Here is a 20,711-nt window from a genome sequence, read left to right on the forward strand (position 1 = left end):
AATTACATAATTATATGACTTATAGTATGCTCTAGCTCATAAGCTTATTAGCTTATTTAGCTCGTTAGCTTATGAACTTATGAGATTAATGTTCTTCAGCTTATTATTCTTCAGTTACATCTTCTTCGATTTCAGAACCTGGAATAACAGCAATGCTAGCTACTTTATCACCTTCGTCGAGATTTTGTGTTTTCACACCAGAAATAGCTTTACCTTTTTTAACAGCAATATCATTCATGTTAAAGCGAATGATTTTGCCTTGTTCAGAGATAAGCATTACTTCATCATCGTTATGAACAACTTCAACGGCAACTACGTCACCTGTTTTGTTCGTAATCTTGAAGTTCTTAGAGCCTTTACCGCCGCGTTTTTGCAATGTATAAGCTTCCGCATCATTGCGTTTACCAAATCCTTCTTCGGAGATAGTAAACACTTGTGCTTCGCTTTCATCAGCATTAATAACACCAGCACCTACAACCACGTCGCCTGCATTGAGTTTAATGCCTCGCACGCCGTGAGCCGCACGTTTCATAAGGCGTACATCGCTTTCACTGAAACGAATAGCGATACCCAATTTAGTACCAATCAAGATATCTTGGTCACCAGTCGTTACGTTGACGGAAATCAAGTGATCCCCTTCGTCGAGGTTGATAGCGTTGAGACCAGAACGACGGATGTTGCGGTATTCTTCGATAGCTGTACGTTTTACAACGCCAAACTCAGTTACCATGAATAAGTTTACATCTTCTTGAACGCGTTCAAGGTCAATCATAGTCGTAACGGATTCGCCTACAGCTAGTGGCAATACGTTAACCATAGCAGTACCACGAGAGTTGCGGGAACCTGCTTCTGGCACTTCATATGCTTTGAGGCGGTATGTACGGCCTGTGGACGTGAAGAACAACAATGTATTATGCGTACGTACATGCATAATTTGCGTTACATAATCGTCTTCCTTCGTCTTCATGCCGATAACGCCAGCGCCACCTTTATGTTGGTTGCGATATACGTTCGCGTTCATCCGTTTGATGTAACCTTGTTTAGTCAAGGTAATAACCATCTCTTCGTCAGCGATGAGGTCCTCTACATCAAGGTCGGACGTATCGATTGTGATTTCAGAACGACGAGGGTCGCCGTATTTCTTCTTCATATCTTCTAGTTCGTCTTTGATGATTTGACGTTGACGCGCTTCGCTAGCCAAGATAGCTTTCAAGTCTTCGATCAATGCCAACAATTCCTTGTATTCGTCTTCGATTTTTTCGCGTTCCAAGCCTGTTAAACGGCGTAAACGCATATCGAGGATGGCTACTGCTTGTTTTTCTGAAAGCCCGAATTTTTGCATCAATGCGTTACGTGCAATTTCGTCAGTTTGAGAACTGCGAATTGTAGCGATAACTTCATCGATATGGTCGAGGGCGATCAACAAGCCTTCCAAGATGTGAGCACGCGCTTCAGCTTTGTTAAGCTCGAATTGAGTGCGGCGTACGATTACTTCGAGACGGTGATCTAAGTAGTAACCCAATACTTCTTTCAAATTCAATACGCGAGGATGGCCATCTACGAGGGCCAACATAATCACGCCGAAAGATTCTTGAAGTTGAGTGTGTTTATATAATTTGTTAAGAACGATATCTGGTTGCACGTCAGCACGCAATTCGATAACGATGCGCATACCTTGACGGTCAGATTCGTCGCGAAGTGCTGTGATGCCATCAATAACCTTGTCGCGGCTCAAGTTCGCAATCGTTTCGATAACGCGAGCCTTGTTAACTTGGTATGGGATCTCAGTCACTACGATTTTATGCTTGCCCTTCGCCATTTCTTCAATGGTTGCACGAGCGCGCATTTTTACGCTACCACGACCTGTGGAGTACGCTTTTTTGATGCCTTCCCTGCCCAAAATGAGCGCCCCAGTTGGGAAGTCTGGACCTTTGATTTGCGTCATCAATTCGTCCACAGTTACATCTGGATTATCGATGAGCATGGTAAGGCCATTACATACCTCGTTAAGATTGTGCGGCGGAATATTTGTCGCCATCCCTACGGCGATACCGCTGGAACCATTGATGAGAAGATTTGGGATCTTCGCTGGCAATACGGTAGGTTCTTGCAAGCTTTCATCATAGTTCGGCATGAAATCAACAGTTTCCTTGTCGATATCAGCAAGCATTTCTTGCGTAATTTTCGCCATACGTACTTCGGTATAACGCATCGCAGCGGCACTATCGCCATCGATGGAACCAAAGTTACCGTGGCCGTCTACCAAGAGGTAGCGCGTATTGAAATCTTGCGCCAAACGTACAGTCGCATCGTAAACGGAGCTATCACCATGTGGATGATATTTACCGAGTACGTCACCGACGATACGAGCGGATTTCTTGTACGGTTTATTTGGCGTCATGCCTGTTTCGTGCATCGCGTACAAAATACGACGATGAACTGGTTTCAAGCCGTCGCGCACATCTGGAAGAGCACGCATTACGATTACGGACATCGCATAATCGATATAGGCGTTCTTCATTTCTTTATCAATCTGAACGGGATGAATATTCCCGTGGGACCATTGTTGGTCTGCCACAATCTCACCTCATTTTACTAACACTGATTATAATTCATCATAATATTATAGCATTTTTAAGGGCTAAAGGCTAATTTTATCGGTATTTTTCTGCATTTTTGTGAAAGCTACTTCACCTATTCTAGTAGCCAATCTAAAACATTCTTTTGCTCTATACCATTATGATTATCTGTTTTATGTAACACATCCATTGTAAGTAAATATTTAGGATAGTTATCATCAAGTTTCTCTAACGGTGATAATTCACGTCGTAACGTAGTATCATCCATAACGCTATAGCTTACTTGATAATATTCTAAACGATGTGGCATTTTAGCTACAAAATCTATTTCACCATTTTGTAGATGCCCTACATAAACACGGTAACCACGTCTAATTAATTCCAAATATACAATATTCTCGAGTATATGACCGCGATCCGAATCTGTACGACTTAATAAAAACTTACGGAATGCACTATCTACAACATAATATTTAGCATTTCGCTGCAATAACGCTTTTCCTTTTACATCAAATCGGTCAACTTCATAGATTAAAAGACCATCTTTGAGACCTTGTAAATATTTCTCAACCGTCTTATTATCCGTTTTGCGACCATAACTAGTGAGCGTATTCGCAATTTTCGTTGGATTAATCAAACTCCCTATATTAGCTAATAAATATTTAATAATATCCAATAATAATGGTACATCTGTAATTTTTAATCTCGTTACAATATCTTTCAGAATAACAGTGTTTAGAATACTTTCTAAATATTCATCAATACTTTCATCATCTTCAACATGTACAAGCCTAGGGAAAGAACTATGCTCGATATACAAATTGTATATATCCATATCTGACAAGTTTTGCTGACTATATGCACTATGAAATTCTTTAAATGAAAGCGGTAGCATCTCAACTTGCACATATCTACCGGTTAATAATGTGGCAATATCAGAAGACATAAAATATGCGTTTGAACCTGTAATATAAATATCCACATTAGGTTTGATAAATAAACTTCCTACGACCTTCTCAAATTGTGGTACATGCTGCACTTCATCTAAAAATACATACATGGGAGTCTCTGGAATCAATCGTTCTACTATATACTCATGGAGGGCATGATACTCCTGTAGCGGTTCATACTCTAAATCTTCAAAATTAATAGAAATGATTTGATTGGCTTTTACACCACTAGCTAATAATTCTTGTTTAAACAATTCAAATAATGTAGATTTGCCGCACCGACGCACACCAGAAACGACTTTAATCACATCTTGATCTTTATGACGCCTTAAAAATTCTAAGTATTGCTCGCGTTGAATCAAAGGCATTATAACCTCCTTAGCTCAACAATATTCACTATTATTGCACAACTAGAAACATATTTTAGGATAGTAATCCTAATTCAGTACATTTATAATTTAAACAGGGACTATAATCCTTATTTATTATAATTATATCATTTTTTAGGATTATAATCCCTATTTTTATTAAATACAATATATTTCGGGATTACAATCCTAAAACAACTGTTTTATCATCGTATTGAACACTTATAACTATCTCTATCCCTTATTTAGTGACCCGCATGCTTTATCATATGATCTAAAATGCTAACAAAATCTCGTTCCACAGCAGAAGTGTCTGCACCGGTGCTACCAATCCCAGTTAACATAGTTTCTTTCCAATCATTCTTTGCCTTAAATCTAAATGAGATCAAATACTTAGCTTTTGTTTTATCCGCTTCTCCTTTTGGCAAATAGTAAAAGCCTATGCTTCTTTCAGTAGGCAACAGTGCTGGATTATCTTGCGGTTTATATTGGCTATATATAGATTTCATAAAGGTTAGAACATCTTCACCCTTTACAGACGTATCTACAAAAATAATCTCATCGTATGTAAATAAAGGAATCTTATTAGTGCCAGCAACGCGTGTCGCCTTAGATTTAGCTAGCTCCAACGCCTCCTCATGAGTGGCCATCCGCATGCCATACCGCTTAGCACTCTCTACCAAAGAAGAATTCAAATGAACTAGATACGCCTGTGAATAAGCAAAATCTGCATTATTATCTCTCTCACCACCAGGTGCAGGCAAGGTTGGACGATGCACCACAGAATTTATGGTAAAAGAAAAACCATTGCTTTCATCATAAAAAACATATACATTGCGCTGGAATGGTTTCTCCTTCTCCACCACAGCAGATTGAAGAACTAGACGCGGATGAACAACGCTGAACTCCTTTTCCACACTAGCCTTGATATCCTCTGGCGTGGCAGGATCACCATTTTCCATCGTCCACACAAAAGAACAACCGCTCAATAAAAATGTACAAATACACACAACAACTAATGATATATACCTAATCAACTGCTTCATAGATACACCTCTCCCTGACCTATTTTCCTCGCACAGCCTGTTGTATTTCCCGATCAACAACGGTAATTATGTCTCGTTCAATCTGCTCAGAACTCTTATCTTGATAACCAACACCACTCATTAAGGTATCTCGCCAATCTTCCCGCCCTCTAATTTTAAAACTTATTAGGTACAGAGCCTTGCTCTTGTCTGTTTCACCATTTGGTAAATAGTAAAAGCTAACCTTACGTCCATACACACTACTTACTAAGGTCTCGTCACCATTAGGTTTATATAGAGAATATATGTCTCGTAACATGCCCACTACACCAGCACCATTAGATGTTTGATTAAGAAATACAAAATCTCCTTCATCAAACAAAGGCGCTGTACTATTACCATCTGGACGCATGAGTTTAGCACTGATGAGCGCCTTACGCTCCTCATCATTAGCTATGTGAAAGCGATATTTTGTAGCAAGAAGAGCTACCTCACTATATAAATGATTTAAATATGTATCTGCATACCTATACTCAGCCTTCGTTACCCGCTGACCACCTGGAATAGGTAGCTCAGGAGTCTTCACATACACACTTGTAGTAAAGACAAAACCATTATTCTCATCTAAAAAAGTATACTCATTATGTTTATTGGGCTTTGTAGAAACAACCCTAGAAGACTGCAACACAAGACGGGGATTATAAGCCGAAAAACGCTCCTCAACCATCTCCTTCACATCATTTGGCGTGTATGGATCCCCATCAAACAGCGTTATTCGAGAAGAAGTACAACCACCCAATACAACACTACAAACACACAACAAAACCAACAACACAAACCTAACAAACAAAGGCATACACAACCACACCTCTCTCCTTTTCCCCATTTGTATCAAGTATTCATATCAAATATGCAGACACAATCATTGATAACATCAGCTGATTGTTGATACTCTACTCACACCCTTTCCCCATCAGGGGCCTCGCCCCATGCGAAAGGAAAAGTGCTTTTGTTGTTGGGACTAGTCCACATATAGGGTTGTAAAAAAGTTAGACACTTATGAATGAGCGACTTAGGTCACTATGGAGCGAAGGAATAAGTGTCTAACTTTTTTAACTAGTAAACCACTATGTGACGGGGCCCCAACAACAATCACTTAACTAGCGCATCCAATGTATTCATTCGGAAGTCTTCTATTACATTCATAAAGGATTGATTATGTATCGGATTGTCCGTCATCCCAAATAGGTGGCTTTTACAGTCGCAATCAGAGGATCCAAATTTAGGCACGTCCCATTCGGCAACGCCACGGACCGCATCAGCGAGAGCACATTCCGCATCAGCCCAGCTAGTTCGAATTGGCAGGCCTCCGATCATTTCACAGTGACCGCGGAAGTAATCTAAATGCCAGTGCATTTTCTTCCGTTTTCGCTTATGGCGCTCAATGCGTTTCGTTAAATTCGCCTTCGCAGAGCCTACGTACATATAGTACCCCGCCCTGAAATGCATCATTCCTTTAGAGCCAATCTCAAGGTCTAAATCATGGTCGAGATGCATGACCATCACGTACACGCCACTATCGTGAGCCTCTGTGTCGAGAATGCTACTCGGATAGGAACATTCATGGGTTACAGTAGGCATGGTAAAAGTCTCATCCCACACCACAGCAACGGCTTTCCAGTCTAAAGAAGGGGCTACCTCTTTAAAGGTTTTAGCGAACTCCAAATCTGTATGGTAGTCTGGCAAGAACCACTGCGCCCTATCCCATTGTACGAGGAACAAAACACCTGTGTGGTAACCTTCGTTTTGCAATTCTTTCAGATGTAATAAATGCTTGCGCCCTCGTTCTGTAATGGCATCAGGGAACATGGCACCAGTCTTGGAGAATAGCGTACAAGACTTAACCTCTAGCAAAAACTCATCACCTTTATCATTGGTGAGGAGCAAATCAAACCGCGATGATGTGCCGTGTAGTTTAATCGTATATTCTCGTCGTACAACGCGCCACTCTTCCCATCCAGGGATGAGTTTATTTTCGATCAAATACTGCGCTACATCATTACTATAGTTGGTGTCGAGCATAATCACAACGCCATCACGCTCTATACCAACCACGCGATATTTCGTCTTTGCATCAGGCTTATCGTGAGGTACGATGTACATCGTTACACCCGTAAACAATAGCTCCCACATGCGACCAGGATTTGGCAAATGAGCGAGCACGCTTTCACCATTTAAATCTAAAGTCACCACAAAACGGTTTGGGCGACCTGTATATTTCGCTTTTAAAATTGTATCGTAAAGGACTTTCATTGGTACTCCTACATCAAGAATATTCTATGTGTCTATTATACGCTATTTTGTTACAGGATGAGAGTCTTACGGATTGTACTTTGAAAGTCCTTGCTGATTATAGTTTTTAAGTCCTTACAACTTGCATGATGAAAGACCTAAGAAAAGCCTAAGAAGTAACACCTAAAAAAGCCTAGGAAGTAACACCTTAACTATTCACAAAATGAATTAATAATTCACCACAGTTACAGGATCATTATTGCGGTATTTCCGATTACTACGTGGATAATCTCGTTCTAACAAGTTATGTAGCACTTCACCCAATAACGTCCAAAAAGCATCAGAATCTTCCGTAGGTATACCAAGAACAATGGAGTTTCCTTTGGAATATGTAATACATGTGGAGGTTATGTTATCAATAATTGGCAAATACACAATAATTACGCCACATGCTGCTAGCATATCCTTAAGAGGCTCTTTCACACCGATTAAAGGTTCGCTAGAAAGATCCTTAATTTTTGGTATAAATTTTCTTAGTAACTCCGCATCGTAAGGATTGACCTCTACAAAACGAGCCTGCCCTTTTGTGATTTGTACCAATGTATAAATCGCACTCTTTTTATCAGACTCCATATCCTTAATATTTTCATATACTAAGGGCATAACCATGTCATTAGCTACATTTTTTAAAGAAGCTACCTCAAAAAACTTCTGTAAATTATTGACCTGCTCAGCTGCCTTTTTCGTTTCTGGAACGATACCCAAACGTGCAAGCTTAGCATAACCAAAAGGCTTGGCAAAATTAATTTCTTCATCAATAGAGTTCTCGTACTCTACTTTCAAGATAGATTCTCTATATGCAGCTTCTAAACCATTCCAAAAACTAGCCTCTACCCCAAACACCCGCTCAAGACGCATTGCCACATCTTGAGTTAGTGGCACCTCTCCATTAATAAGCTTACTAATGTGTTTTTCACTCATATCCATTCGTGTAGCTAATTCTTTTTGCGTCATATGCCTATCTTCTAAAACCTCTTTTATAGTCATACCTGGTGGTATCGCTATAAAGGTATTACTTCTATAAATTTTCATATTTTTTACACTCCTTATCAATGATAATCAACAATTTCTTGGATTTCTACAATATCTACAGTATTACCATATTGAGTAAAAATTAAGCGGTATGGATGGATTAAATCCATAGCATATTGTCCTAATCGATCTCCGTATAAAGGATGGCATCTTCCTAATCGCAAAAGAATTAATGTTTCAATAGATGTAGCTTGAGTAATTTGTTGTAACCGTTCATATAGTTTTACAGTCATTTTAAGATTATATTTTTCCTGTGCTGCATTAATATCTGTACATATCTTACGTATCTTATTATTCTTATATCGTATATCCAATATGTCACCGACTCTCTCAAATCATAGTGAATGGTTGATACAATATAAATGGCCATTTATAATAATTTACCTAGTAGGTTAATTCTATTATACCTTTTCAAATACAAATGTAAATAAATAATTTACCAATTGGGTAAATTTAATAACACTATGTAGTATCAAAAATCATTTATGCTATTAATAATTAATATTGAAATTTTTCTTTTTTGTAGCTTAGGTTACATTATTACGTGTTAAAATAGTTTATACTAGGAACATCAGGTCAGTATTTAATACCCGTACTGATCGTTACGCCGGGTTTTGATGAGGCATCGCCTAGTTGATCTCATCACGCTGTTCGTATACGTGCGAAGCTTTCACAAAACCCAATGGCGTGTAAAGATTATATATAAAGAATCATATAGATTAACTAAGTAGTTTAAGCCACTATTCTCCGCAGAGAGGGCTCGAGAAAGGATCTAACATGGCACAAATTGCAGCAAATTTACAACGCATTAAAAACGGCCAACGCCGTTATGCAATTACACCTCGCATTCCTGCAGGTTTCATTCAACCAGAACAATTACAAAAATATATCGACGTAGCCAATGAGTTCGGTGCCGTTCTTAAATTGACTGGCAGCCAACGCATTATGATTACCAATTTGAAAGCAGAAGACGTAGATAAAGCTTGGGAAATGCTCGGCATGGAGCCAGCGTACATGGTTTCTAACCGCGTGCGTAGCGTAAAAATTTGCCCTGGCACTACATTCTGTAAACGTGCTAAACAAGACAGCGTACATCTAGGTATGCAACTTGAACGCAAATATTTATCTCAAGAAATGCCAAGTAAAATGAAAATCGGCGTGGCCGGTTGTATTAACTCTTGTACTGAAAGCCGCATGAAAGATGTTGGTATTATCGGTACGGTAGAGGGCTGGAATGTTTACGCTGGCGGTAGCGGCGGTGCTCATCCACGCATCGGCGACCTCATCGCTGAAGTAACAACTGAAAAAGAAGCTCTTGCATTAGTAGATCGTATCATTGCATACTATAAAGAAAATGCACAAATCGAGCGCATGGGCGAATTCATTGACCGCATTGGTTTAGAGGCTTTCAAAGCAGCTGTATTAGGCGACCTTGAAGGTGCTCCAGCTGAAAGCAAATCCGACGAACCAGCTGTGTTCTTGCCTGGTCATGGTAACGATCCTGAACCAGAAGCACCACGCCTCGAAGAAGGTGCCCCTATTACACCAGATACAATCATTCGCGATATTGTAGATACATATCCAAATGTTGTACCTGTGTTACAAAGCATTGGCATGGGTTGCCTTGGTTGCCCATCTTCTACGGCTGAACCATTATGGCAAGCTGCAGAAATTCACGGTGTCAATGTATACGATTTAGTTCAAAAATTAGAAACAGCACGAAAAGGAGCTTAATATGTCCGCATTCTTAGGTCACATCCATTACTGGTTATATCGTAAAATTCAATTGCTCGTTGAGCGTGAAAACTTGATTTTAGAGAAAACAACTAAGGTTGTTGATGATTTGGCAGAGGAATTGCACTCCATCTCCGTAGATACATACGGTGAGCCAATCAATCCAAGTATTCCTCTGGAAAACATCATCGATCATGGCAATATCCATGGCTGGTTGTCCAACCAAATTAACATCGCATCTGTTCGCGAAGCAGCTTTCATCAAAGATTTGCTCGACACTAACTCTGGCGACGAAGCGGTGAACGTAGTAACAGCTATTCTTGATGCGTTTGCTGTACAAGGCCAAGCATGTGGCGTTGTGGCACAAGATAACCTTGAAGAACACACAGCTCCAGCAATTTACAATGCGTTGCAAAACTTCTACGTAAATGGCATGCCTTGCGATGGTGGTGACCAAGTTGTTTCTGAAAGCCCTGACGAATTCACATGGGTTGGCGATCACAGATTACAAGCAGGCTACTGGCGTACAGCAGGCGTTGATCCTAAGTTCATGGCACTTGCGTACCAAACATGGTTCGAAGCCTTTGTAAAAGCGGTAGATCCTAACTTTGAACTTGTAACGACTGAAGAAAACGGCACACGTTTATATACAATCAAGAAAAAATAATTAATAAATACATAACATTCTGTTTGTTTAGGCACTATAAACGAACGAAAACGAGCAAAAAAGCGAACGTAAAATTTTACGTTCGCTTTTTATCTTATTATTTATATTCTACAATTACTTAACAGTATATGTAGTACCACGTCCTATACCTTGTTTTCTTAAAAAACCTGAGTTCACTAATTTATTAACAATTTGTAATACCTTCGTTTTTACGCCCGTTTTAAATCTATATTTAATATATATTTCTTTCAAAACTGTAGCTATAGGCACAGCATTGATAAGCAATATCATTTATAATGTAAACATAAGGTAATTACACAAATTAATTAATTAAGTGATAGCGTCAGCTTTCAAAACATAAAAAGCTAGAATTAGGAGGTCTATTATGGCAGGCACAGTTAATCAAGAATTAGGTTTATTATTCCAAGGTCCTAACTATGTAATCGTAAAAAAAGGCGGCAAAGCTGGTGAAAAGGTAGAAAAACATAACCACCCAGAAGCAAATGTCATCTTTACAGTAGTTAAAGGTAAAGTACAAGTATTCCTTAACGAAACTGAAGAACACGTACTTGTACCAGGCCAAGTATTAGAATTCAACGGCGACAACTACATCCAAGCAACACTTGTTGAAGACAGCGAATTCGTAGTAAACCTTATCCACAAACCTGAATAAATACTAACAGAACCTACAAACACTATTAGAAAAGGCGGTTAATCGTAATTGATTAACCGCCCTTTTTGTATTACTTAAATTCTGTAGTGCTTACATTTTATAGAGCTTACATTTTAAAGAAATTAAAAGGAATTATAGATTGTAAAGTCACTTACATCAAAGCGTTTTGTATGGCCTGGAGCAGGTACGCAATCTGGATGAGGATAACCGATTGGGAATATCGCTACAGGTATGATGTTATCAGGCAAAGCATAGGCTGCTCGTACTTTACGGGGATCAAAATGAGCAATCCAAGTTGTTCCTAAACCTATATCCGCCACGGTAAACATGAGGTGAGAACCTACAATACTAGCGTCTACAACGCCCATATCCGCATCATCATATTCCCGCTTCCAACTCACTGTATTATCGTAACAAACAATAATTGTCAATGGCGCATTGAAGTGGCCATTAGTGCAGTCTTTTAGTTTATTAAGACTATCTGTCGTATTCAACACAAGTAAGCGTTGCGGCTGATAATTATGAGCTGTAGGTGCTAATCTCGCTGCCTCTAACAAGATATCTAACTTCTCTTGCTCAACGGGCTTCGTATCAAATTTTCGTACTGAATACCGCTCTGTGGCTAATGCTTTAAAATCTTTCATTAGAACTCACTCCTTAATTGAAATAAGCTAATCTATTTTAAAGAAAACACCTATATGTAACCTACAATATCTTATCTCTATACAGACTATTTCTGTTAATATATTTCTCTATCTTACTATAAAAGTCCTTTAAATCCAAAAGCCCCTTGTCTGAAATCAGACAAGGGGCCATTTCATATTATTTTTTTAGCCAGTATTATTTTTTAAGACGGCTAATTACTTCGTTAGTAATGTTTTCGATTTTGCTGTTAGCGTCAGCCGCACGGATTGTGTATGGATCATCCAATACTACATCCATTTTTTTCTCAACACGAATAGTTTCAACTGCATTGTGAATTGCTTGCATCATAGGTTGAGCAATTTTGTTGATTTCATCGTTTTCTTTTTGAAGCAATGGAGCTACGGATTTATTGAATTCAGCTTCTGCTTGAGTTTGATCTTGAATTTTTTCAATTTCTTGTACTTTTTTCTCAATTTGTGGACGGTATTGAGCGTCTACTTGTTGCATTTTCATATCTAATGCACCATAGCCAGGGTAGCTATTTACTACTTGGCTCATATTTACTAAGCCAATGTTAGCAGCACTTGCTACTGCAGCAGTAGCAGACATAGCACCAACGATAGCTAGGGTAGTTAATTTTTTAGATAATTTCATCTGAAATCCTCCTCGAAATAAAAGTGTCACTATACAATCCAATAGTGTACTATTTTTACTATAACAAATCTCGCTAACTTTCACAAGACTATGTTACATAGCATAATAAAGCCCTATGAAATGCTTATGAAAGTCTATAGAAGTTAAAATAATACCCACAAGTATACTCTGAAGCTATAATAGCAGTCGCTACGGACATATTCAGAGCACACATGTGGGTATTACGGCTTTCACCTATTATTTATAATTCGACGTCGAATTATTGTTCATCGTTCAAATAAATGTATTTATCGGATTTCAATTTGGACACAAGGTCAGGCACCAAACCGATCAGACGATCGAAGCTGCTGCTGTAAGGGTTGCCTTTAATGTTGAACAACTCAATGCGTTCGCCTTTAATAACGAGGATAGCGCTTGGTTCCATTTTGGCACCGCCACCACCGCCGCCACATTCGTGGTTTTTGTTAGCAGTGTTGTGGTTTGTACCAGTACCAAAACCAAATGTTACGTCTACGAATGGAACAAGTGTAGTATCGCCGATTTGCACAGCTTCGCCTACTACAGTTTCCACCTTAATCATATTTTTGAATTTCTCGAATAGGACTTCCAAATTCTCTTTTACATTACTGTTTTCCATCACAGTACCTCCGCTTTTTGTGAAAGTATCATTGCTGTACGTTCAATACTCAGGTTTTTATACTATGTATTTACTTCTATATGATATATACAGTATTTGTAGACCTTATATATTGTCTTAACACAGCTCATTTACTTAGTTGACTTAATATATCCTTACGCTGTTTGACCTTGTTCGGCTTTCAGCTTTTCTAACTGCTTAGCTTCCTTCCGTTTAACCCAGAAGACGCGAGCGCTTTCACCCAATAGGGAACGCATTGGTTTAGATAGCAAGAATCTTGTACCATGCCAAGCCATGACAGCTAAAATAATGCGCCCTTTAATATGACCACTACCTTCACCGGCCCAATTTACATAATCGAGCTCGATGTTCTCAGCTTGTTCAGGCCAAATGCTGTACAGCATAGATGCGATAATCCCCATACGATATGGGTCACCAATACCAAATCGACCTTCTATGGCCACATCGCGTGGTTTAGAGTGGTCATAGCATCGCTTCGAAACAAGGAATAACTGGTGCCATAATTCTGTATTTTGTACATGTTTCATGAACCAGAATGTAGGAATTTTAGACTTAAATGATGCTACCGGATCGTTTGGATCTGGTTTTTCAAAACGATGTTTAACCGTCGTTTTGAGGTCTTTCACCTTCGTAAATACCTTTTCCTTGATAGAACCGTCACTGTTGAAAGTAACGCGGCTCACTGTTTCGTCATCGCTTTTTATATGGGATGTTGGATCTTGCTGAATGGAGTCATACCGATCAGCTCGAGCCTGTGCATCCATATCCTTAGAAGCTTGTTCAGGACGTTCAATGCGTTCATTTGGATTTTCAGATCTACCAGCCCCCGGTGATTCTTCATCATCAAAGGTAATGTCAGAACGTTGAGAGCTCTTCAAATCTTCAAAGCTAGTACCACTAGAGCTTGCAGAAGGACCTTGTCCGCCCCCTTGCATCGCCTTCGCAAAAGCTTCTGTTTGAGACATTTCATCGTCTTCGTCCACAACTTTTTGGTATTCTTCGTCTACGCGATTTTCAAGCCATTCTTCATAGTCTTTCACAGGACCAATCTTGAGCATACCCAAAATATATAATTCCTTAAAAAATGGTTTGTCCTGCAAATATGCTAGATGCAGTGAAAATACACGCCACAGCCATTTGACGCGCACCTCGCCTCGATATGGCGAGCGTCCGTTAATTTCGATGCTATATGTGATTGGTGTCAGTAGGATAATCAAGATGAGTGCTGCAATGATGGCCACAATAACGAGGGCCACAATAGCCACTGTACTCAACCACATCACCTCCTTAGGTGTACCTATGATTAGTTTTCAATACCTTTTCGAGCCATTACGCCTTGAAGGTAGTAATGTTTAACCTCTTTCATTTCCGTTACAAGGTCTGCCTCGTCGATTAATTCTTGAGGAGCCCCACGGCCCGTAAATACGAGTTCCGTTTCTGGATGACGAGCATCGAGCAAAGCCTTTGTTTTATCCCATGTAATAAGTTCAAAGAAAAGCGCCATGTTGTATTCATCAAGAACGACGAGATCGTACTCCCCACTGCTAATAGCAGCCAGTGCGCGTTCGTAGCCTTTTTCAATGAGCGCTACATAGTCTTTTGGCGGATTACCGGATTCAAAGACAACGACTTCATCGCCCCATTTAGCGAGTTCATCCTTGCTTTTCATCCCTTCTTTGATGATAAAGAATGGTTTGCCCACGGTTTCTAAGGTTAAATTCTGTAAGGTAGGTAAAATAGTATGTTCACTATATACTTTAGATTTCATAAATTGCAAAAAGAGGACTTTCTTGCCAGCACCGATGGCACGGATAGCTAGACCGATAGCAGCGGTCGTTTTGCCCTTGCCTTCGCCGGTATAAACTTGTACATAGGCCTTCATAGATATACCTCCGTTCATATACTTTTATTTTACAATATATATATGCAAAAATAAAGAAAAAGAACTTGCTATTAGTGCATTTACACGCATAACAAGTTCTTTTTTCTATGAATTATGTTTTATTTTAGTTACTAATTGGTAAGAAGATCATAGGATCTGTAGGAGATCCATTGAGTCGTACCTCGTAGTGAACGTGAGCGCCTGTACTTTTACCAGTACTGCCCATCAAGGCGATTGTTTGACCTTGTTTTACGCTCATACCTACAGTTACCAATACAGCACTATTATGGCCATAACGCGTTACGAAGCCATTGCCGTGATCGATTTCAACGAGGTTACCATAACCGCCTTCTGTATAACCTGCAAAGGTTACAACGCCCGCAGCTGTTGCCACAATTGGTGTACCATAGTCATCCGCAATATCTACCCCTTCGTGGAATGCACCAATAGCGCCCGTTACAGGGTCCACACGGCTACCAAACGGAGAGGTAATAACACCCTTGCTCGGCCAGATACTTGGTGTAGTGTTATTCGTAACACCACCAGAACCAGCAGAGAAGTTAATGGATTGCATAGCCATAAGGTCTTGCGCCCCACCATCACGAAGAATATTACGCATTGTATAGAAGCTAACTAGCAATTTTTGTGCGTCCTTGTCCATTTTGGACAGACGAGCTGATAATTGTGCCGCTTTTAGCGTCTTTACTTCGCTTTCATCAGCGGCTGGCTGCTTTGGGTCGCTACCGTCCCCGCCACCTTGAGATGGTGTGCCAGATTCAGCGCCCTTCAGCATTTGCTTGTTTTCTTCGCTAATTTGATTTAAGTTTTGAATTTTCTTATCTAAAACATCTGTCTTTTGTTGTAACAATTTTAGCTGTTCAGATTGTAATTGTGTCTGTTGACGTAATTGCACAACCTCAGCTTGGCGCACGATGCCCCAAATGCCGAGAACCAATGCAGCGATAATTATAATAGAGCTTACAATAGCTGCAACCTTCGCTTGCTTGGTTGTTAATGTCAATATGCAGTTGTCACCATTTCTTTCAACTTTGTTTGAAATAAATGCCGGTACTTTCAATACAAACCTTCCTTATTTAGAAACGATGGCGCTCGTTAACGCTTCCTCATTGGTGCGCTCGCCCAACGCTTCGTTCAAACTCTCTAATTCTTCTTGTGAAAGACTTACGAGACTTTTACCTTTCACAATAGGTTTACTAAAAATACGGGATTCGCTACGACCGTAAATACTGGAGATACAGATACCGTTATTATTGCCATCAAGTAATGTAAGCGCAAAAGACAAATCATTACCGATATTTTCAAAGGCATTATATTTAACAAAGCCAATTTTTTGTATCGTATTGCTTTGAATATTGCGGATCGCCGCTTGTTCGGTCATCATAGTCTCAAGACCTTTTGCAGCATCGCGAATTTCGCTAACCTCAACAGATAATTTACGTTCTAGGCTCGCACCATTGTCCCCTTGCATAAAGAAATCATATTTCTTTTTAAGGCTCCCTAAGCGAATGTGCAAGATTACACAATACACTAACAACGCTATTACAAGGATAATGGTCGCCATGCCAATCCACGGTTGAATCGATTCGAACATGTATATTCCTTCCTATACAATCATTCAAACTCCAACACTTAATTATACCATTCTTATTGTGAAAGTTAAATGACTGTATACAATTTAATTTAATATGTGTAATTATAGATTAATTATATCTACCCTTTTATTTCGTCAATAAATGGGCTTATCGCTCGTTCTAGTATACCATGTAGAGCCGCTATGAGTACACCGTAATTTACGATTGGTGTGCCTTGTACAACGGCACATTCAATGCGTCGTAACACCTCGCGGCGTGTGAGCATACAAGCACCACAATGAATGATTAAATCATACTGGGATACATCTTTTGGGAAGGCGCCCCCACTAGTAAATTCTAGCTGTAAATCTGTATGACCTTGCTTCTTAAGAAGATTAGGAATCTTTACAGTACCAATATCATCACATTGGCGGCGATGTGTACAACCTTCACTGATAAGCACCTTAGAGCCTGCTTTCAAATTCTTAATCGCTTCTACACCAGCTACTAAATCTTGTAATTTGCCCTTGAAACGGGCCATCAAAATAGAGAATGATGTCAACGGAATTGTATCAGGTGTTAACTCATCGACGCGATCAAAAGCTTGCGAGTCACAGATAACCATCTTTGGTGGATATTTAAGAGAATTAATCATAGCAGGCAATTCTTCTGTTTGGCATACTAACGCTAAGCCTTTATAATCCAATATTTCACGAATAGTTTGAACTTGTGGCAAAATAAGGCGGCCCTTTGGCGCTGCACTGTCGATAGGACATACAAGAATTATGGTATCTCCCTCTTCTACTAGGCCTTGTAATAGAGTTTGATCTCCTTCTACATCAAGTGGTGTTAACCCACCCAAGAGATCAAGTAATTCTAAACGTTTAGCTTTAGATGTAAAATCAGCAGAACCAATGACAGTAGCTAATTCAGATAATCCCTTATGAGTTTCTACATAAGTAGATACATCTGTTTTATTTTCTATGTTGTTTTCTTTGTCATTTTCTTTGTCATTTTCTTGGTCAATTTCTGCATTGATTTCATTTATAAATAATGCAATAGGCACATTGTTTTGTTTTAAAAGCCCTAACCAATGCATATCATCAGCAGTTGGTTCTTCATCGGTACGAAGTACATAAACAGCGAGATTAATCTTTTTCACAACCTCTTCTGTTTTCTCCATCCGCAATGTACCTAATTCAGTTGTATCGTCTATACCAGCTGTATCGGTAATTACTACAGGTCCTAGTGGCAAAATCTCCATGGATTTACTCACTGGGTCTGTCGTTGTTCCTGCCACCTCAGATACAAGGGATACAGGCTGATCTGTTAACATATTAATCAATGTAGACTTACCAGCGTTACAACGACCAAAAAAGCCGATATGCACGCGGTTTGCTTTAGGTGTTTGTTCCATAGTCTATCCTTGTTACTTAACGTTTATATTTATTACAAAATATAGTTAATCATCTTACAACATGTATTAGTACGTATTAGTACGTATTAGTATGTATTATGATGTATTATAATGTATTATGTTCTACTAAGTTATCTTACAATATTATTATAACTAAATAAAATACCTTATATACAGTAAAAGCGCAGTCCGTAGACTACGCTTTTACCGTGGATTGTAAATTGTATTTACATTATACAGAATTGTTATCGGTTTGTCATTACTAAATTCACATAATTCGATTCGAATTTAAGTATATCAATTATACTCTAAATTCTACTGTTTCAGTATCGTCTGTATTATCTTGACCATCCATAAAAGCAATGAGACGTTCTAATTCTGCTTCAGAGGAGAAGGCAATTTCAATCTTACCTTGAACCTTTTTACCAGCACGGAATTTAATATTTACAGGAGATCCTAAGCTTAGTTTTAAACGGTCCATAAGAGCACGTACCTCTGCAGTACTTTGCGGCTTAGCAGCCTTTGCTTTAGGTGTCTTATTTTGCATAGACTTCACAAGAGCCTCTGCTTGACGAGCACTTAACTCGCCCTCTTTAATACGTTCAGCAGCTTCAATTTGTTGCGCTGCACTACGCAATGCCAACAATGGACGCGCTTGACCCACTGTTAAGTCACCTTCGATGAGATCTTTTTGTACAGAATCACATAGTTTTAACAAACGAACCATATTTGCAATATAAGAACGACTGCGACCTAGTCGAGCAGAAATCATTTCTTGAGTTTGTTTATACGTATCCATTAAACCTTGGTATGCCAAAGCTTCTTCAATTGGATCTAAGCCTTCACGTTGTAGATTTTCAACGAGGGCCACTTCTGTCATCTCTTCTGTATTATATTTCTTTACAATAACTGGTACAGTCTCAAGACCTGCAATGATAGCAGCACGGTAACGACGTTCACCAGCTACGATTTGGTATTTATTCTTTTGTTTACGTACTACAATTGGTTGAAAAATACCAAGATTTTTAATAGATTCAGCTAATGTTGCCAAACTATCTTCATCAAAACTTTTACGAGGTTGATCTGCATTAGGAACTAACTCGGAGATTGGTAGTTCGTGAATCTCCTTTTCAGGCAATACAGACTCTACCGTATCTACCTTCATTAAATTTCCAAGGCCCTTCCCCAAGCCGGATGATTTACTTTTCTTACTTTTTACTTCTCTAGGCATAACTAACCTCTCTCACCTTACATAGTGACTATATATCAATTTGTAACACTCAATTATTTAATAGCCAAGGTATTAGTCTAGTCATTTTAACTATTTAACTAAACAAAGAGCTATCTATTCAACTAAACAATTAGCTATCTATTTAACTATTGAACTGTTTATTTAACTTTTGAAGCTTTAATCACTTCTTTAGCTAGTTTAGTATATACGTCCGCCCCTTTAGATTTTGGATCATATACGATAATAGGTTCACCATAACTTGGAGCTTCGCTAAGACGTACATTACGTGGAATAATAGTCTTATATACTTTATTGCCAAAGAATTTTTTCACTTCATCGGCAACTTGAATAGATAAATTTGTACGACCATCAAACATAGTTAACAAAACGCCTTCAATTTCAAGGTCTTTATTAGATGTTTGTTGCACAATTGTTATAGTTTTTACTAATTGACTAACCCCTTCTAACGCGTAGAATTCACTTTGAATCGGAATTAGTACGCTATCTGCCGCTGTAAAGGCATTTAATGTTAGCAAACCAAGGGATGGCGGACAGTCAATAATGATAAAATCATATTCGTCACGTACGGGTGCCAATGCTTTTTTCAACATTGTTTCACGTGAAACAACTGAAACAAGTTCCACTTCTGCACCAGCTAATTGAATTGTTGCAGGCGCTACAAATAGCTTTTTAAGCATTGTAGGCTGAACAATATCAGCAATAAGTTCACCATCGATTAGAACATCGTGTACACAGAGTTCTAAATCATCTTTTTCAATACCTAAACCAGAGCTAGCATTACCTTGTGGATCTAAATCAACAAGCAATACTTTTTTACCAGCATCAGCCAAACAAGCGCTTAAATTCACGGATGTCGTCGTCTTACCAACACCGCCTTTTTGATTAGTAATAGCTATCACTTTGCCCACTTAATTCACCTCACATGTTCGTTCAAAATATTTCTTTTTAATTATAACATAAAACAACGATAATTACGGTAATTACAAATCAAATTCTCGAAAAACATCTATAATTTTATCTATTAAACACATCATTTAATAATATACATAATCAAATATTAGCAAACAATATAATTTAACCTCATTTTGTATTTTCAAAATTCTTAATAAAAATCCTAATTGTTTCACGTGAAACAATTTACTTTTAATTTTTTAAAACGATTTTGAGTTAAATATATACATAAATGTTTCACGTGAAACATTTATGTATAATCAAAAATTAACAACTTGCT

The 20,711-nt window shown here is 38.8% G+C and carries 20 protein-coding genes; 3 read left to right on the forward strand and 17 right to left on the reverse strand.

What is annotated here, in order from left to right; all coding sequences use genetic code 11:
* Positions 1-103: 103 nt before the first annotated feature.
* The 7 genes from gyrA to VEIT17_RS09650 all read right to left on the reverse strand — a co-directional run bounded on the left by gyrA (position 104) and on the right by VEIT17_RS09650 (position 8,539).
* Positions 104-2,578, reverse strand: a complete 2,475-nt coding sequence (gyrA, locus tag VEIT17_RS09620; protein ID WP_178885923.1) for a DNA gyrase subunit A — start codon at positions 2,576-2,578, stop codon at positions 104-106.
* Between the two features lie 116 nt (positions 2,579-2,694).
* Positions 2,695-3,897 carry an ATP-binding protein gene (locus VEIT17_RS09625; protein WP_119209239.1) on the reverse strand — a complete coding sequence of 401 codons (1,203 nt, stop codon included), beginning with the start codon at positions 3,895-3,897 and terminating at the stop codon, positions 2,695-2,697.
* Between the two features lie 245 nt (positions 3,898-4,142).
* Positions 4,143-4,943 carry a hypothetical protein gene (locus VEIT17_RS09630; protein ID WP_178885925.1) on the reverse strand — a complete coding sequence of 267 codons (801 nt, stop codon included), beginning with the start codon at positions 4,941-4,943 and terminating at the stop codon, positions 4,143-4,145.
* Positions 4,944-4,962: 19 nt separating this feature from the next.
* A complete protein-coding gene (locus VEIT17_RS09635; protein WP_420031273.1) occupies positions 4,963-5,757 on the reverse strand; it encodes a hypothetical protein in 795 nt (264 codons plus the stop codon).
* A 317-nt stretch (positions 5,758-6,074) separates the two neighbouring features.
* Positions 6,075-7,235, reverse strand: coding sequence for a DNA/RNA nuclease SfsA (gene sfsA, locus VEIT17_RS09640; RefSeq protein WP_178885929.1), 1,161 nt, complete (start codon positions 7,233-7,235; stop codon positions 6,075-6,077).
* 207 nt (positions 7,236-7,442) lie between these two features.
* A complete protein-coding gene (locus tag VEIT17_RS09645; protein WP_178885931.1) occupies positions 7,443-8,306 on the reverse strand; it encodes a HigA family addiction module antitoxin in 864 nt (287 codons plus the stop codon).
* 17 nt (positions 8,307-8,323) lie between these two features.
* Positions 8,324-8,539, reverse strand: coding sequence for a type II toxin-antitoxin system RelE/ParE family toxin (locus VEIT17_RS09650; RefSeq protein WP_337250261.1), 216 nt, complete (start codon positions 8,537-8,539; stop codon positions 8,324-8,326).
* Between the two features lie 544 nt (positions 8,540-9,083).
* Here VEIT17_RS09650 and VEIT17_RS09655 point away from each other — a divergent pair.
* The 3 genes from VEIT17_RS09655 to VEIT17_RS09665 all read left to right on the forward strand — a co-directional run bounded on the left by VEIT17_RS09655 (position 9,084) and on the right by VEIT17_RS09665 (position 11,380).
* The gene (locus VEIT17_RS09655; protein ID WP_178885935.1) at positions 9,084-10,040 is read left to right on the forward strand and encodes a DUF1858 domain-containing protein; all 957 of its coding nucleotides are present in this window, start codon (positions 9,084-9,086) and stop codon (positions 10,038-10,040) included.
* A 1-nt stretch (position 10,041) separates the two neighbouring features.
* Positions 10,042-10,707, forward strand: coding sequence for a hypothetical protein (locus VEIT17_RS09660; protein WP_060924851.1), 666 nt, complete (start codon positions 10,042-10,044; stop codon positions 10,705-10,707).
* Positions 10,708-11,092: 385 nt separating this feature from the next.
* A complete protein-coding gene (locus VEIT17_RS09665) occupies positions 11,093-11,380 on the forward strand; it encodes a cupin domain-containing protein (RefSeq protein WP_004694414.1) in 288 nt (95 codons plus the stop codon).
* A gap of 122 nt (positions 11,381-11,502) precedes the next feature.
* Here the strand turns inward: VEIT17_RS09665 and VEIT17_RS09670 are convergent, their stop codons facing one another.
* From VEIT17_RS09670 to VEIT17_RS09715, 10 genes are all read right to left on the reverse strand, one after another.
* The gene (locus VEIT17_RS09670; protein WP_178885937.1) at positions 11,503-12,024 is read right to left on the reverse strand and encodes a nitroreductase family protein; all 522 of its coding nucleotides are present in this window, start codon (positions 12,022-12,024) and stop codon (positions 11,503-11,505) included.
* A 196-nt stretch (positions 12,025-12,220) separates the two neighbouring features.
* On the reverse strand, positions 12,221-12,679 hold the full coding sequence (locus VEIT17_RS09675) for an OmpH family outer membrane protein (protein ID WP_060924853.1): 459 nt from the start codon (positions 12,677-12,679) through the stop codon (positions 12,221-12,223).
* Positions 12,680-12,938: 259 nt separating this feature from the next.
* Entirely contained in the window at positions 12,939-13,316 is a 378-nt protein-coding gene (locus tag VEIT17_RS09680; RefSeq protein WP_005384862.1) for a GerW family sporulation protein, read from the reverse strand.
* Positions 13,317-13,471: 155 nt separating this feature from the next.
* Positions 13,472-14,611, reverse strand: a complete 1,140-nt coding sequence (locus tag VEIT17_RS09685; RefSeq protein ID WP_178885939.1) for a hypothetical protein — start codon at positions 14,609-14,611, stop codon at positions 13,472-13,474.
* A 29-nt stretch (positions 14,612-14,640) separates the two neighbouring features.
* Positions 14,641-15,219 carry a cob(I)yrinic acid a,c-diamide adenosyltransferase gene (locus VEIT17_RS09690; protein WP_060924854.1) on the reverse strand — a complete coding sequence of 193 codons (579 nt, stop codon included), beginning with the start codon at positions 15,217-15,219 and terminating at the stop codon, positions 14,641-14,643.
* A 124-nt stretch (positions 15,220-15,343) separates the two neighbouring features.
* Positions 15,344-16,297 (reverse strand): M23 family metallopeptidase, encoded by a 954-nt coding sequence (locus tag VEIT17_RS09695; protein WP_178885941.1) that lies wholly within the window; start codon positions 16,295-16,297, stop codon positions 15,344-15,346.
* Between the two features lie 12 nt (positions 16,298-16,309).
* Positions 16,310-16,831: a DUF4446 family protein gene (locus VEIT17_RS09700; protein WP_060924856.1), complete on the reverse strand. Its 522-nt coding sequence runs from the start codon at positions 16,829-16,831 to the stop codon at positions 16,310-16,312.
* Positions 16,832-16,950: 119 nt separating this feature from the next.
* On the reverse strand, positions 16,951-18,228 hold the full coding sequence (hydF, locus tag VEIT17_RS09705; RefSeq protein WP_060924857.1) for a [FeFe] hydrogenase H-cluster maturation GTPase HydF: 1,278 nt from the start codon (positions 18,226-18,228) through the stop codon (positions 16,951-16,953).
* Positions 18,229-18,529: 301 nt separating this feature from the next.
* Positions 18,530-19,459 (reverse strand): ParB/RepB/Spo0J family partition protein, encoded by a 930-nt coding sequence (locus VEIT17_RS09710; protein WP_119207075.1) that lies wholly within the window; start codon positions 19,457-19,459, stop codon positions 18,530-18,532.
* Positions 19,460-19,617: 158 nt separating this feature from the next.
* A complete protein-coding gene (locus VEIT17_RS09715) occupies positions 19,618-20,388 on the reverse strand; it encodes a ParA family protein (protein WP_178885943.1) in 771 nt (256 codons plus the stop codon).
* Positions 20,389-20,711 lie beyond the last annotated feature (323 nt).

Source organism: Veillonella nakazawae, from assembly GCF_013393365.1.
GTDB classification, from domain to species: domain Bacteria; phylum Bacillota; class Negativicutes; order Veillonellales; family Veillonellaceae; genus Veillonella; species Veillonella nakazawae.